The following is a 15,799-nucleotide window of genomic DNA, read 5'->3' on the forward strand; positions in this document are numbered from 1 at the left end:
ATGACTATGACCGGTTGGCGACGCTCCTCCTCCCTCCGCCCCTTCCAGTCCGGCGTGATCCGCGCCCTTTGTATGACGGCGGCCGGGGCCGCGCTCCTTCCCCTCCTGACCGGCTGTGGCGTTCTCCCTGGCGGGTCGGGGGGCTCCAGGGAGCCCGTCACGGTCATGACCTGGGCGCCGGTCGGCACGAATGCCACGAATCTGCCCGGTATGCCCGCCATGGCCAAGGCGTACGCCCGCTGGGTCAACGCGTCCGGCGGCATCGACGGCCACGAGCTGCGCGTGCTGACCTGCAACGAGCGCAACGACAGCGCGGGCGCCGCCGAGTGCGCGCGCCGGGCGGTGAAGGAGAAGGCAGTCGCGGTCGTCGGCTCGTACAGCCAGCACGGCCGCGAGTTCATGGCGCCGCTGGAGGCCGCGTCGATCCCGTACATCGGCGGATACGGCGTCACCGAGGAGGAGTTCACGAGCTTCCTCTCCTACCCCGTCAACGGCGGCCAGGCCGCGCTGCTCGCGGGCAGCGGCCTCCAACTGGCCCGTAACTGCGAGAAGACCGCGCTGGTGCGGCCCGACACGATCTCGGGCGACGATCTGCCAGAACTGCTCAACTCGGGCCTGGCCAAGGGCGATCGCGGCCCGGTCACCGACATCCGCGCGGCGGAGGACGCCACCGACTACACCGGCCAGGCGGCCCGCGCCCGCGAGAGCGCCGAGGACGAGGGCTGTGTCACCGCGGTGCTCGGCGACCGCACGGAGACCTTCTTCGACTCCTATCGCCGCCTCCCCGAGGACGGCCTCGACATCCGCGTCTCCTCGGTCCTCGGCAGCGTCGGCCAGCCGTTGATCAACCGCACGGGCGGCAAGAACGGCCCCTTCGAGGGGGCGTACCTCACCGGCTGGTACCCGGTGACGAGCGACCCGGCGTGGAAGCCGATGCGCGACGTGATCGACAAGTTCGCCTTCAGCGACAACGATATCGACCCGGCCGACCCGGGCGCCCAGACCACCTGGATCGCGTACACCGCCCTCAAGGCGGTGGTCGAGACGATCAACAGCGAAACGATCACCGCGGGCAAGATCGCGGACACCCTGGACCGCGGCGTACGCGTCGACACGGGCGGCCTGACCCCGCCCCTGCGCTGGCGCTACGAGGACATGCTGGGCACACCGGGCTTCCCGCGGATCGTGAACGGGAACGTGACGTTCCAAGTGGTGCGCGACGGAAGGCTGGTGGCGGAGAAGAAGGGCTTCGTGAACGTGGGCCAGACACTGAACGGCTCGCACTAGGTCTGTCCGGCCGGGGGCGGTGTTCACGGGTCCCCGGCCCCCGGCTCCACCCGGCTCGGCGGAGTGAGCGCGCCCAGGTGTAGCGAGCCATACACTCGCGACCATGATTCGCGCGGTGGTCTTCGACGTGGGTGAATGTCTGGTGGACGAGACCCGGGAGTACGGCACCTGGGCCGATTGGCTCGGGGTCCCCCGTCACACCTTCGCCGCCATGTTCGGCGCCGTGATCGCCCAGGGCCGCGACTACCGCGAAGTCTTCCAGGAGTTCCGGCCCGGATTCGATCTGTACGAGCAGCGTGAGGCGCGCGCCAGGGCCGGCCGGCCCGAGCACTTCGACGAGAGTGACCTGTACCCCGACGTCCGCCCCGCCCTCGCCCAACTGCGGGCGGACGGGCAGTGGCTCGGCATCGCGGGCAATCAGACCGTTCGGGCCGGTGGCATCCTCCGCGAGCTGTTCGCGGACGATGTCGACCTGATCGGCACCTCCGACGACTGGGGCGCGAGCAAGCCTGACCCGGAGTTCTTCGTTCGCGTCGCCGACGCCGTGCCCTTCGGGAACGAAGAGATCCTCTACGTCGGTGACCGCCTCGACAACGACATCCGTCCCGCCCTCACGGCGGGCATGCGCACGGCGCTGATCCGACGCGGTCCGTGGGCCACCGTCCAGTGGGGAACCGAGGAGGCGAAGAGGCTGCCGACCCTGCGGATCGACAGCCTCACCGAACTGCCCGAGCAGATCGCCAAGCTCAGCGCGCAAGAGCGCTGACCGTCGTCGACCAGCTGTACAGCCGGTCGTCGAGCTCCCGGACACAGGGCTCGTGCTGCCACGGCGCGAGCGACTTCCGTACCTCCCGCACCCGCTCCATTCCGGTCGCGTACCACGTGATGGCCAACTGGTCGAGGGCGCGGATCGCGTACTGGCAGGATTCCCCGGGATTCCCCGCCGCCGCCTCAGCGGCGGCCAGGTCGCCGAGAACGACCGTGGCCTGTTTGGCGTCCCCGGGCGACAGCTCGTCCAGTACAGCGAGAAGAGTGGCGCGGGCCTGCGGCACGTGCCCCGCCTTGAGCTGGGTGTTGCCTTTGAACGCCGCCAGGCGGGCCGGGCCGAACCAGTCCATCCACTCCGGATTGGGATGATGCGACCCCGCGGCGATGGTGTCCTCGCCGTGCCGGATCAGATTGAGCGCGGTCCTGCTGTTTCCACAGCGCGTCTCGCACTCGGCCTCGACCGCGTCCAGCCACGCTTCGAACTCCGCCGACGCCTGCCCACGTCGGGCGTAGGTACGTGCCGCCACCATGCGCTCCAGGGCATCATCACGCCGTCCCTCCCACCCCGGAATGAACGCGGTGTGCGCGAGAACGGCGGACCCGAGCAGGGGGTCATCCGCCTCCCCCGCCGCCTGCAACGCTCGCAGCAGCGTGTCGCTCGCCCGGTCCGGTTCACGCAAGTCGAAGAACTCGATACGTCCGACGAGCAACCATGTCTCGGACAACGCGGCGGCAATCAGCTTCCGCGTCTGCCCTGCGGTCTCGGGGAGCAACGCGCAGCCCAGAGAGGCATGCGCGGCCGCCGACGGGTACAGCGTGGCGGGGGCCACTGACCAGTACAGGCGTCGGTGCGAACGGGTCACCGCCGTGAAATCGGCTGCCACGCTGGCCGGTTGCACGGCCAAGGCCGTCTGCATCGGGACGGCCGCGAGGCCGACGGCGGCCACGGTGGTCGTGATCAGATTCCGGCGTACGCGATCCGGGCTCTCGGTGGTGGCTTCCCAGGGTGGAGTGAATCCCAAGGACTCCATGTCCTGGCCCAGCATGTGCGTCAGTACACGCTGACAATCCGGCTGCGGCCAGGGGGGATTCGCGGACTCCCAGCGGCGCACCTGCCGGACCCCGATCGCCAGGCCGCGGATTCCCAGCCCCTTGGCCGCCTCCGTCAGGGCATCGGCCAGTGCCTGCTGCGAGTTGTAGCCGGCCGCCACCCGGGCGGACTTGAGCCTGATATTGCCTGTTGGTCGCGACACGCTCTGCCTCCAGCGCCGAACAGATGGGACTTGCAGTCTCGCACCAGGCCCTCTTCATGTCGCCGCATCACCCGAAAGTGCAAAGAAGGTCCTCTAACCGCCGTCCCCAAGTCCTTCGAGAGGCCTCGTCTGGTGCGGCAGACGGAGCCACGCTGATCGGGCACCGATCTAGCGACACCCTGACAACGAGGAGCCATGACCATGGCCGGGACCGGCACAACACCGTTGCCACGCAGCACTCCTGACGCAGGAGCCGCCCCAGAGGGAGCGGACCGAGCCATCGCCCAGTGGCAGAGAACCATCGACCGCGCCCGGCAGGTCGGCTCCGGGACGCGTACGCGCGACGAGTTGGCCGAGTTGGCCGCGGCCCTCCGTGCGCACATCGGCGAACTGCTCCCCGTCGCACGATCCGGAGCCGACCGGCTCTGGCGCGGGGGCACCGACTGGTACCGGCTGACCGCCCGCCTGGACAGCATCCAGCGCCATGCGGGGGAAGAACTCGGCGACGGAGTTCTGGCGACGCACGTTCAGGTGCGGCTGCTCGCGCTCGACTGCCAGTGGCTTCTGGAGCGCCATGCCTCCGACCTCACCGGAGCGGAGTCGGCACGGTGACGGGGTGCGTCAAGGGGGGCCATGACTTCCCGTACGAGGACGAGACCGGCGCCTACTGCCACGAGCACGGGGTGACGCTGCTGTGGCGCGGGGATCCGATCGCGGGGAGCGGGCTTCCCGGCGGCTGTTCGCCGGGCGCCGGGTCGGTAACCGGCGACCCGGACGACCCTGGCGGCCCGGACGGCGTCGGCGGGCGGTGAGGCGCCGCCCAGGGCTACAGCTGTGTCGGGGCGCGCTCCGTCAGGCCGTACTGCTTCGCGATGCTGTTCCACAGGCCCGACGCCTTCTGCTTCGCCGCCGTGGCCTCGCCGCTCGCCTGGTTCGCCTTGGCCGCTTGCGAGGTGGTGCGTGCCTGGCCGTCCTTGCAGCCCTTCTTGCCCTTGGTCTGCTTGGCCCATGCCGCGTAGTGGTCGTCCGCCGAGGCGGAGGCCTGCCAGGCGTCGGTGAGGGAGGTCGTCAGTTCGGTGTGGTTCGGCAGCTTGTCGAGCGTCAGCGCCTCCAGCTTGGTCACCAGTCCCCTGCGCTGCTCGGCCGCCCCGTGCAGGTCGGTGGCCGCCTGGTCCAGGTTGTCGCAGGACTTGATGTCCTCGACCGCGCTGATGACCGTCGACCGGCTGCTGTTGCTGTCCGCGAGGAGCTTGTCGAGCGCCTCGGCCTGTTGCTTCACCGGGTCGGGGGCGGCCTGGGTGGAGGGTTCCGTGCTGGGCGAACTCGCCGACGCCACCGTCTTGCTGTCGTCGCCCTGGGGCGCGTCGCCGCCGCTGCTCATCAGCGCGCCCGCGCCCAGGCCGAGCGCGGCGCAGCCGACGACGACGGCCGCGATCATGGGCGCGCGGGACGACTTGCGGCGGCCGGCGCCCCGGGCCTGGGACCGCGCCTGGGACGGTCCCTGGGGGGATCCCTGGGGCGGGCCCTGCGGTGGCTGGTGCTGGACCGGCGGGTGCGGGTAGCCGTACGGCCCGCGCTGCCGCGGCGGCCCCGCGTCCCGGCCCGCGTCGAACTGGGGCATCTGCTGCGTCGACTCCGTGCCCTGCTCCCCGCCCGGCCCGTCCGTACGGAAGAGGTTGTCGAACTCCGCGGGCGGCTGCCGGTCGCCGGGAGCGCCGGGCCGGATGCCGTACGGGGCCCCGGGAGGTGCGGCCGGGACGGGCGCGATGAACTGCGTGGCTTCCGCGTCCGAGCCATGCGGGGGCGGCGCGGCGGACGGCAGATACTGCGTGGCCTCCGCGGCGCTCTCCGGCGGCAGCATGCCGGGGCCCGGCGGGACCGGCGCGATGAACTGCGTGGCGTCCGAGTCCCCCATCGCGGGCACCGGCGGCAGATACTGCGTCGCGTCCGCGCTGCCGGGCGCGGGCGCCTCGGCGGGCAGCGGCAAGGGCTGCGCATGGGGCTGCGCCGGGGGAAGCGGCTGCGGCAGGGGCCCCGACTGCGCGGGCGGAAGCTGCTGCCCCGGCGGAAGCGGAGGCTGCTGTTCCGGTGGAAGCTGCTGCCCCTGCGGATACTGCTGGTACGGCGCGTACGGCTGTCCCGGGCCAGGCTGTCCCGGGCCAGGCTGACCCGGGGCCGGCTGACCGAAGGCCTGCTGGCCGGGCGCCTGCTGTCCCTGCTGCCCCTGCTGCGGCTCGTACGGCTGCCCGTACGACTGCCCGTAGGTCCCTCCGTACGACTGCGGTACGCCCTGCGGGGCCGACGGCGCGCCGCCGCCGTACCCGGGCTGCTCCTGGCCGCCGTCCTGGGGGCCCCAGGGCCCTCCCCACGGCTGCCCGCCGGTCGGCACGACCCGGTCCTGGTCCGCGGCCGAGCCGGGAACCCAGGGCCCGCTGCCGTCGCTGGGCAGCACTACGCCTTCGTGCGCGGGGCGAGCGGCGGGGTGCTGCGGCTCATCCCCTTGTCCGCTGTGCGTCACCAGGACTCCTACGTGTGGAACGTGTAGACCTACCGAATCGTCGGCTCACGCTACCGGGTGAATCGCGGCCACTGCCACGCGCGTCGGCCCTGTAACAACTCATCCTCCCAAGACGCTGACTACGGGTCCGAATTCACCCGCACCGCCCCGGACTTGATCACCCTCACGCCAACCCCACGCACCCCCCACGGCGCCCACACGGCGCCACCCGCTCAGGGCTCCGCCAGGTCCTGTCCGGTCGGCCCTCGTGCGCCACGAAGACCGACCGGGCAGGACCTGGCGCCGTCACGCCGCGTGGATCTCCAGTCGCGCCCCGAACTCCCGCACCGCGGGCTCGTTGGCATACGGCTCCAGCCGCTGCTGGAGATCGTCGAGATACTCCGCGCCCCGGCTGGAGCGCAGCGTGCCCAGCAGCTCCACCGCGCGTGTGCCCGTCCGGCACGCCTCCTCGACCTCCCGCTGCTGGACCTGGGAGGTGGCCAGCAGGACGAACCCGATCGCCCGCCGCCTGGCCCGGGACTCGGGATGGCCCGCCAGCGAGTCCTCGGCATGCCGGGCCGCCGCCTCCGGCCGGCCCAGATCGCGGTAGCAGTGCGCCAACTCGTCGGCGAGATAGGCCTGATCGAAATGCGTGATCCAGTCCGGGTCGTCGCCCGAGGCGTCGCCCGAGCGCTCCAGCGCGGTGATCGCCCGGCCGACGACCGCCTCGCAGGTGCGGCCGTCGCCCATCAGCGCGTGCCCCCGGGCCTCGGCCGCGTAGAACATGGCCTGCGCCCGCGGCGCCACCTGACCACGCGCCCCTTCCTGCGCCGCCCGCGCCAACTGCGCGATCTCGCGCGGATTCCCGAGCTGGGCCGCGAGATGGCTCATCGACGCGGCCAGCACATAGCCGCCGTAGCCGCGGTCCCCGGACGCCTGGGCCAGCCGCAGCGCCTGGATGTAGTAGCGCTGGGCGAGACCCGGCTGACCGGTGTCGATCGCCATATAACCGGCCAGCTCGGTCAGTCGGGAGACCGCCGCGAAGAGCCGCCGGCCGACCGACTCCCGGTACGAACCGGAGAGCAGGCCCGAGACCACGCTGTTCAGATAGTGGACGACGACCGGACGTACATGGCCGCTGCCGAAACGGTGGTCCAGATCGATGAGGGCCACGGTCATGGCCCGTACCGCCTCGACATCCGAATCCCCCACCCGCGCACCGGTGTTGCGCGCGACGGCCGGGTCCGCGCCCGTGATCAGCCAGTCCCTGCTGGGTTCGACGAGCGCCGAGGACGCCACCGCCGAGCCGGAGAGGAAGTCACGGCGGCCCACGTCGCTGCGCCACAGCTCACAGGCCTGCTCGATCGCGCCCATGACAGTGGGCGAGAACTGCAGGCCGACCCCCGAGGCCAGATTCTTGCCGTTCGCCATCCCGATCTCGTCGATCGTGACCGTACGGCCCAGCTTCCGGCCCAGCGCCTCGGCGATGACGCCCGGGGCCCGGCCACGCGGCTGCTGTCCCCGTAACCAGCGCGCCACCGAGGTCTTGTCGTAGCGCAAGTCCAACCCGCGCTCCGCGCCCACCATGTTGACGCGCCGGGCGAGCCCGGCATTGGAACACCCCGCCTCCTGAATGAGCGCCTGGAGCCGTTCGTTCGGCTGGCGCGCGACGAGTGGTCTGGCTGCCAATGGATACCCCCTGTGGCCGCAGTGATCAGCTCACTGAACACTGCCCGTCACATATGCAAAGAATGCACATGTTCGGTGATAACGGAAAAATTCGAGGAATTTCAGAAAGCTTCGGTAAACACAAGGGGACTCGCCCGTGTGCCGCCCGCGTTGCCCATATGTTGTCTGACCCCCGAGGGTGGCTACCCCCTTACCGGCCCACCCCTTCCCGCGCGCCCCCGCCCATGCATCCATGCGCCCCGCATGCAGGGCGGATGTTCCCCGGCGTGGTAACGGGCACCCCGTAACCCGTGGTGGCGGCGGTAGTTGTGCTGTTCGTGGAAGAGACCATCGGAGTGACGGGCACCGCGCACATCCCTCACCAGCGGGGCGACCTGCTGCTGGACAGCGCGGTGCGGTACGCGGAAGAGCGGCACTGGGACGTGTTCCCCGGTACCTGGCTGGAGGCGGCGGACGGCCGGGAGATCTGCTCGTGCGAGCGACCCGACTGCCCTGCCCCGGGGGCGCACGCGACCGGTCCCGACTGGGCGGCCCAGGCGACGGGCAGCGCGGTCGCGGCGCGCAGACTCTGGTCGAAACAGCCCGGGGCGTCGGTCCTGCTGCCGACGGGACGCACCTTCGACGCGCTCGACGTACCGGAGTCCGCCGGCTTCCTGGCGCTGGCCCGGATGGAGCGTATGGAGCTGACGCTCGGGCCGGTGACCCGCACCCCGGACCGGCGGATGCTGTTCTTCGTACTGCCCGGGGCGGTGCTCAAGGTGAACGATCTCGTACGGAGGCTGGGCTGGACGCCCGAGGCGATCGACCTGGTCACGCGGGGCGAGGGGGAGTACGTGGCGGCACCGCCGACGCGGGTCGGCGGCAGCGGCGCGGTGCAGTGGGCACGCCACCCCACGCAGGCCAACCGCTGGCTGCCGGACGTCGAGGAGCTGATGAGCCCCCTCGCGTACGCGTGCGGACGGGAGGCCGCCGCGCGGCGGGCCCGCCCCGCATAGGCGGTGCCTCCGCGTCGCGCTCGTACTTAAGGTGGTCCCCGTAGCTGCACGGGGACATCTGTACGAGACATCGAAAGGCGGTGCGCGATGCCGGACCAGGCACGGGACCAGGCACGGGATCGGACACCGGCCGAGAGGGCCGCTGGGGCTGAGAGGGCCGCTGGGGCCGAGGGGGCCACTGGGGCCGAGGGGGCCGCTGGGGCCGAGAGGGCCGCCCGCGCCGAGCCCGCCGTCCAGGTCGAAGGGTTGTGGAAGCGGTTCGGCGAGCACATCGCCGTCGCCGGCATCGACCTCGAACTGCCCGCGGGCCAGTTCATCGGCCTGGTAGGACCGAACGGCGCGGGCAAGACCACGACCCTGTCCATGGTCACCGGCCTCCTCCGGCCCGACCAGGGGCGGGTACGGGTCGCCGGACACGACGTCTGGCGGGACCCCGTCGAGGTCAAGGCGCGGATCGGGGTCCTGCCGGAGGGGCTGAGGCTCTTCGAGCGGCTCTCCGGGCGGGAACTCCTCGGCTACACCGGGCGACTGCGAGGACTGCCGGGCGCCGAAGTCGACAAAAGGGCCACTCAGCTTCTCGATGTATTGGACCTGGCGGGCGCGCAGCACAAACTCGTTGTCGACTACTCGACAGGTATGCGAAAGAAAATCGGCCTCGCGGCAGCGCTGCTCCACAATCCCCAGGTGCTTTTCCTGGACGAGCCGTTCGAAGGCGTCGACCCGGTCTCCGCGCAGACGATCCGGGGCGTCCTTGAGCGCTATACGGACTCGGGCGCGACCGTCGTCTTCTCCAGCCATGTGATGGAGCTGGTCGAGTCGCTGTGCGACTGGGTCGCCGTGATGGTGGCGGGCCGTATCCGCGCGCAGGGCACCCTCGAAGAGGTACGGGGTGACGCGCCCTCCCTCCAGAACGCCTTCCTGGAGCTGGTGGGCGCGCAGGGACGCGGCGCCGGGGAGTCGCTGGACTGGCTGGGCGGAGCGCGATGAACATGGCCGAGAACAACCCGGTGCCCGCCCCGGCCGGGACCCTCCCGCCCGCGTCCGTTCCGCTCACGCCCGTCTTCGTACGGCTGAAGCTCTCCCTCCTGCGCAACGGGCTGCGGCAGTCGTCGGGCCGGGCGGTCGCGTACATCGCGTCGGCGGTCCTCGCGCTGCTCCTCGCCGGGGCGCAGTTCCTCGGCCTCCTCCTGCTGCGCGGAAACGAGCACGCGGGCACGTTGGTCGTGCTGCTGACCGCCCTGCTGGCACTGGGCTGGGCCGTGATGCCGCTCTTCTTCCCCGGCGGCGACGAGACGCTCGACCCGACCCGGCTGGTGATGCTGCCGCTGCGCCCGCGACCGCTGGTCGGGGCGCTGCTCGCGGCGTCGCTGGTGGGGATCGGACCGCTGTTCACGCTCTGTCTGGCGGTCGGCTCGGCGGCGGCGACGGCGCACGGCGCGGCGTCGGTGGCCGTCTCGGTCCTGGCCGTACCGCTGGTTCTGCTCATGTGCGTCGCGCTGGCGCGCGCCGTCGCCACGGCCAACATCCGGCTGCTGACCTCGCGCAAGGGCCGCGATCTGGCCGTCCTGAGCGGTCTGGTGATCGCGGTGGGCATCCAGGTCGTCAACTTCGGCGCCCAGCGGCTCGGGAACGCGGGCGGGCTCGCCGCGCTCGATCCGGCGGCGCGGGTCGTACGGTGGCTCCCGCCCGCGTCCGCGATGGGCGCGGTGGAGTCGGTGGGCGACGGCGCGTACGGGCGGGCCGTGGCCCAGCTGCTGCTGACGGTGGCCGCGCTGGCGGCCCTGCTGTACGCGTGGCGCCGGTCGCTGGTGAAGCTGATGACCGCCCCGGACGGCTCGACGCTCGCGGCGGCGGAACCGGCCCGCAAGGAGTCGGTGTGGCAGCCGGGGCGGCTGCTGCCCGAGGGGCGTACGGGCACGGTGATGCTGCGCAGTCTGCGCTATGTGTGGCGCGACCCGAAGACCAAGGCGGCCTGGGTGACCTCGCTGGCCATCGGTCTGATCGTGCCGCTGTTCAACGCGCTCCAGGGCACGGGCACGATCTACTTCGCGTGCTTCGCCGCCGGGATGCTCGGCATCCAGATGTACAACCAGTTCGGCCAGGACACCTCGGCCTTCTGGATGGTGGCGCTGACGATCTCCTCGACGCGGGACGCCTATCTCGAACTGCGTGCGCGTGCGCTGGCGCTGCTGGTGATCACCCTGCCGTACTCGGCACTGGTGACCGTGGCCACGGCGGCGCTGCTGGGCGACTGGCAGGCCCTGCCCGAGGCGCTCGGGCTGTCGTTCGCGCTGCTCGGCGCGATGCTGGCGACGGGCGCGATCGCCTCGGCGCGCTTCCCGTACTCGATACCGCAGGACAGCGGCTACAAGAACGTCGCTCCCGGCCAGGCCGGGCTCGCCTGGATCTCGATCCTCGGCGGGATGCTCGGCGCGGCGCTGCTGTGCGCGCCGGTGCTGGCGCTGGCGATCTGGGTCCATGTCTCCGGCGCGGACGAATGGTCGTGGCTGCTGCTCCCGGCCGGTACGGCGTACGGGGCCCTGGCGGTGGCGGGCGGTCTCCGGCTGGCGGCCCCGCGGACAGCGGCGCGGCTGCCGGAGATCCTCACGGCGGTCAGCAAGGGCTGACGGCGCCCGAGCCGCCCTCCCCCGCCCGACGCGGCCGCCGCGTCAGGGCGGCCCGCTCACGTCAGGGCGTCAGCACGCCGTCCAGGAACGGTTCGATCGCCGCCCGCCACGCCTCCGGCTGGTCGTAATGGGCGAGATGGCCCGCGTCCGTCACCTCCGCGTACTGGCCGCGCGGCAGCACCCGCACCATCTCCTGCGCCTCCGCGCGGCCCAGCTCGCCGTCCGGACCGCGGACCACCAGGGTGGGGCACTGGACCTGCGCCAGCTCCTCCCAGTGCGCGTCATGGACCCAGGTCTCCCGGGACGTCAGCATCTGGCGGCGCGCGAAGACGGGGCGCCAGCCGTCCGCGCACTCCTTCATCACCTCGGCGAAGAACTCGCCACGCGCCGGCGTGGGACGCTCCACCCAGGGGTCGTCCTCGCCGAACCACTTCCGTACGTCGGCCAGCGTCGCGAACGGGACGGGCCAGGCCCGGAACCAGTCCGCCCACTCCCGCTGGGACGCCGCCCCCAGCGCCGAGGCCCGCATGTCACAGATGATCAGGGCCCGGACCAGATCGGGGCGCTTGGCGGCGAGCTGCCAGGCGGTGAGCGCGCCCATCGAGTGGCCGACGAGCGTGACGGGCGCCAGCCCGAGCTGTTCGATCGCGGCTTCGGCGTCGGCCACGTACGCCTCGCGCGTGAACGGTCCCTCGGACGGCTTGTCGCTGCGGCCGTGGCCGCGCTGATCGAGCGCGATCGCGCGGTGCCGCTCCGAGAGCCAGCGCGCCGTGGCGGCCCAGTGCGAGGCGCGGCCCATGAGGCCGTGCAGCAATAAGACGCCGGAGGCCCGCTCCGTCTCCTCGCGTCGCTTGGGCGGGTCGGCAAACTCCCAGGCAGCGAGACGTACGCCGTCCGCTCCGGTCACATCGATGCGCCGCACCATGCGTCCCGGCACCCCCTTCGGTCCTGAGTGGTCGAGTCGGATTCCGCTATGGCCCCGTTCCGATGCGTCCAGCCGCGCCAGACTATCGAACTCTCATTCGAAAATATGAATCCCACGCGCAACACCGCTCGTTCGAGTGACCACGCTCCAGGATTGCCGGACGCGGCCCTGGGGAGATCTTCACCGGGAGGCGGGCCGCTCGGGGATGACGGTCCGAGGGGAATGACCCTGGGAGCTCGGGGCTCCGGGTCAGCGCAGGGGAGGACAGGCTCCGGTGCCGAAAGGCGCCGGAGCCGCCCCCTCGCGCGGCACCCCGGCTCGTACCACCGGGCTCGGGCGGAGTGCGCGGAACACGCAACTGCCGCGGGTCATACGCGCCGTACCGCAGACGCGACACACAGTGCACACCCCCGCACAGGCGCATCACCCTGCTCCCTCCCCGGCCGCGGGCCGACCCGGAGCCGCACCCCCGGTCGGTACCTCAGGTCATATGCCTCTGCCACAGACTGGCACGCGAACGCCCAGCCGTCGCCCCCTCCGGCCGGAAAGCGCATACCCTCCGGCCACGGAGCGGCTCCCCTGAGTCACTTCTTTGGCCGGAAGTCTCAGCACACCCCCGTACACACACCTCGGGTACGCACACCCGCACGCACATCCGAGTACACGCATCCGCGCGATATCCGCGCCCCATCGCACCGGAGCCCCGCCCGCCCCCAGATGCGGACGGCGGACGGTGCTCCTCCGACGACAGAACCCTGCGTCAGCGGGGCCCGGAATCCGGGACCCCGCGTGCCTCAGCGCTTGGCGACGAAGACGTGCGACGCCACCTCGGACTGAAGCTCCGCCGCCTCGCCACTGCTCCCGACCAATACCCCGCCGGAGGACTCCGTCACACTCACCACGGACCCGGGCTGTACGCCCGCGCGCCGCAGCGTGTACATCAGCTGGGCATCGGTCTGGATGGGCTCGCCGATCCGCCGCACCACGACCGTCTTGCCCTCGGCGCCCGGATCCAGCTCCGCGAGGCTCACCAGCCCCACGTCCAGGAACGGGTCGGCCTCGGCCTTCTCGCCCAGCTCCTCCAGGCCCGGGATCGGGTTGCCGTACGGCGACTCCGTCGGGTGGCGGAGCAGTTCGAGCACGCGCCGCTCGACCGCCTCGCTCATCACATGCTCCCAGCGGCACGCCTCCGCGTGCACCTGCTCCCACTCCAGGCCGATCACATCGACCAGGAGACATTCGGCGAGCCTGTGCTTGCGCATGACGCGCGTCGCCAGCCGGCGTCCTTCCTCGGTCAGCTCCAGATGCCGGTCACCCGCGACCTGCACCAGTCCGTCGCGCTCCATACGGGCCACGGTCTGGCTCACCGTCGGCCCGCTCTGGTCGAGCCGCTCCGCGATCCGGGCGCGCATTGGGACCACACCTTCCTCTTCCAGCTCAAGGATGGTGCGGAGGTACATCTCCGTCGTGTCGATCAGTCCGGACATACATGCCCCTCGATAAATCGTGCGCTGGCCCTGAACCAATTCTGACGCATACCACCGACAACCGTGCCGTGCCGTGGTGAGCGGAAGGGGCGGGATCCCGATGCGGCGGGACAGCCATGTCGAGTCGCATGTCGAGTCGCCGTATTGACAGAGCAATGGTCCAGACCTCAACGTGATCCGCGGCACAGACATTCCCCGCCCCCGCCCGGCCCCCGTTCCGCACCTGCTCCGCCCTCTGCGCCACCCTCCTGTTCCGCCCTTGAAACCCCACCCTGGAAGGGCCTCCTCGATGAGCGAGAGCAACCTGGCCGGTCAGTTCTTCGATGCGGCGATCGGTCTGCTCCAGCGGGTACGCGACGAGGAGTCCGCCAGTGTCGCCGCCGCCGGAACCGCCGTCGCCGACACGGTCGCCGCCGGGGGCCGGCTCTTCGCCTTCGGCGCCGGACACTCCTCGCTCGCCGCGCAGGACGTCGTCTACCGGGCCGGCGGCTTCGCCGTGATGAATCTGCTCACCGTGCCCGGCGTGGTCGGAGTCGATGTCATGCCGGCCACCCTCGGCTCCGCGCTGGAGCGGGTCGACGGGCTGGCGAGCGCCGTGCTCGACTCCAGCCCCGCCCGCGCCGGGGACCTGCTGGTGATCATCTCCCTCTCCGGGCGCAACGCGCTGCCCGTCGAGATGGCGATGAACGCGCGGGCGCTGGGGCTGAAGGTCATCGGTGTGACGTCCGTGGCGTACGCGACGGAGACCAAGTCCCGGCACCTCACCGGGACCTATCTCAAGGACCACTGCGACATCGTGCTGGACAGCAAGATCGCGGTCGGCGACGCGGAACTGACGGCCGACGGCATCGAGGCTCCGTTCGCCCCGGCCTCGACCGTCGTCACCAGCGCCCTGATGCAGGCGATGATGGCCGCGGCGGCCGGGGAATTGGTCGAACGCGGAATCGAACCCCCGCTGCTGCGCTCGGGGAATGTCGACGGCGGGACCGAGTGGAACGGCAGGGTCATGACCGAGTACAGCGATCGCATCTTCTACCGCCACTAGAACGTTCTTACGGTAAAGAGAGGCGTGTGCAGAAAGAAATGCGACACACGCAACAGCGGAAACCGAGAGTGACGTCTGAGTGACATCCGGGGCCTGCGGGGGACGTTCCCGCAGGCCCCGGCCCGTTCCCGCTCCCAGGAACCGCAACTTTGCGTCACCACGGGAGCACTTGGCGGAATTTTGATCTTTCACAGAGAGGTAATGTTCAGGCAAAGTAGGGGAGACTTCGGTGCGGCATCATCGGAGTTGACGACGTGTCGGACGCGTCGGCGCGTACTGCCACGCCCGCACGGCACCACAGAAAGACCGAAGGACGGAAAGGGCGAGCTGTGAGAATCCGACTGGACCGCGAGTCCTCCGTCAGACGCGGGACGACCGCTTCCTGACCCGGCCGCCCGGACCACCGCACGGCAGCCGCGAAGCCGGCCTCCCAACTGCCGCGATCCGGCAGGGCGCGACGCCCCTCACGCTTCGACCTTCACGTCTCACACCCTCACGCCTCAACCCTCACGCTCAACCCGCATGCTCAACCCGCAGTTCTCGCACATCCGTTTCACCCCCCACTGACCCGACCACACCGCGCCCCGGCGAGCCCGCGGGTGCAGGAGGCAGGCCATCATGAAATCCCTCATCGACAACGCCCGTTCCTTCTCCGTGCAGGTGGCTGAACGCCCCGACGAATTCCGAGATCTCGCGGCGGGGCAGACGCCGCAAGCGCTCTTCATCACCTGCTCGGACTCACGCGTCATCCCCTCTCTCATCACCGGCGCCCGACCCGGCGAGCTGTTCGAGCTGCGCACGGCGGGCAACATCGTCCCCCCGTACGACGCGGACCGGCCCGGCGGCGAGACCGCCACCATCGAGTACGCGCTGCGCGTGCTCGACGTCCGTGACCTCGTCGTCTGCGGTCACTCGCACTGCGGCGCCGTGGGCGCCATGGTCCGCGGCGAGGACCTGTCGGCCGTTCCCGCCGTGCGCGGCTGGCTCGGCCTCGGTGCCTCCGAGCTGCCGTCGGCGCAAGGCCTCGCCCACGCCGTACAGCACCACGCGGCGGCCCAGCTCGACACCCTCAGGAGCTACCCCGCCGTGCGGGAACGCCTCGCGGAGGGCCGGCTCTCCCTGCACGCCTGGTACTACGAAGTGGACACGGGCGCGATCAGCGTCCACCGGCCCGAGCTGGGTGGGGAGTTCAGACCGCTGTGACAGCGGTCTCGGCATCGATCTCT

Annotated in this window: 15 protein-coding genes; 10 read left to right on the top strand and 5 right to left on the bottom strand. The window is 71.2% G+C overall.

The window, feature by feature from the left end; all coding sequences use genetic code 11:
• The first annotated feature begins 6 nt into the window (after nt 1-6).
• Both M1203_RS25250 and M1203_RS25255 read left to right on the top strand, forming a co-directional pair.
• Nucleotides 7-1,287 (top strand): ABC transporter substrate-binding protein, encoded by a 1,281-nt coding sequence (locus M1203_RS25250; protein ID WP_249952261.1) that lies wholly within the window; start codon nt 7-9, stop codon nt 1,285-1,287.
• Nucleotides 1,288-1,390: 103 nt separating this feature from the next.
• The gene (locus tag M1203_RS25255; RefSeq protein ID WP_249952091.1) at nt 1,391-2,053 is read left to right on the top strand and encodes an HAD family hydrolase; all 663 of its coding nucleotides are present in this window, start codon (nt 1,391-1,393) and stop codon (nt 2,051-2,053) included.
• Here M1203_RS25255 and M1203_RS25260 read toward each other — a convergent pair.
• A complete protein-coding gene (locus M1203_RS25260; RefSeq protein ID WP_249952092.1) occupies nt 2,034-3,308 on the bottom strand; it encodes a transcriptional regulator in 1,275 nt (424 codons plus the stop codon). The genes M1203_RS25255 and M1203_RS25260 overlap by 20 nt on opposite strands.
• 201 nt (nt 3,309-3,509) lie before the next feature.
• Between M1203_RS25260 and M1203_RS25265 the strand changes: the two genes are divergently transcribed.
• Nucleotides 3,510-3,920: a DUF6415 family natural product biosynthesis protein gene (locus tag M1203_RS25265; protein WP_249952093.1), complete on the top strand. Its 411-nt coding sequence runs from the start codon at nt 3,510-3,512 to the stop codon at nt 3,918-3,920.
• Nucleotides 3,917-4,120 (top strand): hypothetical protein, encoded by a 204-nt coding sequence (locus M1203_RS25270; RefSeq protein WP_249952276.1) that lies wholly within the window; start codon nt 3,917-3,919, stop codon nt 4,118-4,120. Before M1203_RS25265 ends, M1203_RS25270 begins: the two co-directional genes overlap by 4 nt.
• 14 nt (nt 4,121-4,134) lie before the next feature.
• Here M1203_RS25270 and M1203_RS25275 read toward each other — a convergent pair whose 3' ends face one another.
• Nucleotides 4,135-5,295, bottom strand: coding sequence for a hypothetical protein (locus tag M1203_RS25275; protein ID WP_374403943.1), 1,161 nt, complete (start codon nt 5,293-5,295; stop codon nt 4,135-4,137).
• A 9-nt stretch (nt 5,296-5,304) separates the two neighbouring features.
• On the opposite strand from M1203_RS25275, the gene M1203_RS39255 reads away from it, so the two are divergent.
• A complete protein-coding gene (locus M1203_RS39255; RefSeq protein WP_374403945.1) occupies nt 5,305-5,853 on the top strand; it encodes a hypothetical protein in 549 nt (182 codons plus the stop codon).
• 258 nt (nt 5,854-6,111) lie between these two features.
• Here the strand turns inward: M1203_RS39255 and M1203_RS25280 are convergent, their stop codons facing one another.
• Nucleotides 6,112-7,494, bottom strand: a complete 1,383-nt coding sequence (locus M1203_RS25280; RefSeq protein ID WP_249952095.1) for a transcriptional regulator — start codon at nt 7,492-7,494, stop codon at nt 6,112-6,114.
• A gap of 308 nt (nt 7,495-7,802) precedes the next feature.
• Here M1203_RS25280 and M1203_RS25285 point away from each other — a divergent pair, with 308 nt between their 5' ends.
• From M1203_RS25285 to M1203_RS25295, 3 genes are all read left to right on the top strand, one after another.
• Nucleotides 7,803-8,489: a bifunctional DNA primase/polymerase gene (locus M1203_RS25285; RefSeq protein WP_249952262.1), complete on the top strand. Its 687-nt coding sequence runs from the start codon at nt 7,803-7,805 to the stop codon at nt 8,487-8,489.
• A gap of 87 nt (nt 8,490-8,576) precedes the next feature.
• Nucleotides 8,577-9,476, top strand: coding sequence for an ABC transporter ATP-binding protein (locus M1203_RS25290; RefSeq protein WP_249952096.1), 900 nt, complete (start codon nt 8,577-8,579; stop codon nt 9,474-9,476).
• A gap of 2 nt (nt 9,477-9,478) precedes the next feature.
• Complete coding sequence (locus M1203_RS25295) at nt 9,479-11,116, top strand: transporter (protein WP_249952097.1); 1,638 nt, start codon at nt 9,479-9,481, stop codon at nt 11,114-11,116.
• Between the two features lie 61 nt (nt 11,117-11,177).
• Here the strand turns inward: M1203_RS25295 and M1203_RS25300 are convergent, their stop codons facing one another.
• Both M1203_RS25300 and M1203_RS25305 read right to left on the bottom strand, forming a co-directional pair.
• Complete coding sequence (locus tag M1203_RS25300) at nt 11,178-12,041, bottom strand: alpha/beta fold hydrolase (RefSeq protein ID WP_249952098.1); 864 nt, start codon at nt 12,039-12,041, stop codon at nt 11,178-11,180.
• 794 nt (nt 12,042-12,835) lie between these two features.
• Nucleotides 12,836-13,528: a metal-dependent transcriptional regulator gene (locus M1203_RS25305; RefSeq protein ID WP_249952099.1), complete on the bottom strand. Its 693-nt coding sequence runs from the start codon at nt 13,526-13,528 to the stop codon at nt 12,836-12,838.
• Nucleotides 13,529-13,817: 289 nt separating this feature from the next.
• Here M1203_RS25305 and M1203_RS25310 point away from each other — a divergent pair, with 289 nt between their 5' ends.
• Together M1203_RS25310 and M1203_RS25315 are read left to right on the top strand one after the other, a co-directional pair.
• Complete coding sequence (locus M1203_RS25310; RefSeq protein WP_249952100.1) at nt 13,818-14,573, top strand: SIS domain-containing protein; 756 nt, start codon at nt 13,818-13,820, stop codon at nt 14,571-14,573.
• 618 nt (nt 14,574-15,191) lie between these two features.
• On the top strand, nt 15,192-15,776 hold the full coding sequence (locus M1203_RS25315; protein ID WP_249952101.1) for a carbonic anhydrase: 585 nt from the start codon (nt 15,192-15,194) through the stop codon (nt 15,774-15,776).
• Nucleotides 15,777-15,799 lie beyond the last annotated feature (23 nt).

It is taken from the genome of Streptomyces sp. 35G-GA-8 (assembly GCF_023534745.1).
Taxonomy (GTDB): Bacteria; Actinomycetota; Actinomycetes; order Streptomycetales; family Streptomycetaceae; genus Streptomyces.

What these genes read in the sequence shown, in the direction of transcription:
- M1203_RS25290 (WP_249952096.1), top strand. Translation starts at nt 8,577, where the DNA reads ATGCCGGACCAGGCACGGGACCAGGCACGGGATCGGACACCGGCCGAG.
- M1203_RS25265 (WP_249952093.1), top strand. Translation starts at nt 3,510, where the DNA reads ATGGCCGGGACCGGCACAACACCGTTGCCACGCAGCACTCCTGACGCA.
- M1203_RS25305 (WP_249952099.1), bottom strand. Translation starts at nt 13,528, where the DNA reads ATGTCCGGACTGATCGACACGACGGAGATGTACCTCCGCACCATCCTT.
- M1203_RS25300 (WP_249952098.1), bottom strand. Translation starts at nt 12,041, where the DNA reads ATGGTGCGGCGCATCGATGTGACCGGAGCGGACGGCGTACGTCTCGCT.
- M1203_RS25310 (WP_249952100.1), top strand. Translation starts at nt 13,818, where the DNA reads ATGAGCGAGAGCAACCTGGCCGGTCAGTTCTTCGATGCGGCGATCGGT.
- M1203_RS25250 (WP_249952261.1), top strand. Translation starts at nt 7, where the DNA reads ATGACCGGTTGGCGACGCTCCTCCTCCCTCCGCCCCTTCCAGTCCGGC.
- M1203_RS39255 (WP_374403945.1), top strand. Translation starts at nt 5,305, where the DNA reads ATGGGGCTGCGCCGGGGGAAGCGGCTGCGGCAGGGGCCCCGACTGCGC.
- M1203_RS25315 (WP_249952101.1), top strand. Translation starts at nt 15,192, where the DNA reads ATGAAATCCCTCATCGACAACGCCCGTTCCTTCTCCGTGCAGGTGGCT.
- M1203_RS25295 (WP_249952097.1), top strand. Translation starts at nt 9,479, where the DNA reads ATGGCCGAGAACAACCCGGTGCCCGCCCCGGCCGGGACCCTCCCGCCC.
- M1203_RS25255 (WP_249952091.1), top strand. Translation starts at nt 1,391, where the DNA reads ATGATTCGCGCGGTGGTCTTCGACGTGGGTGAATGTCTGGTGGACGAG.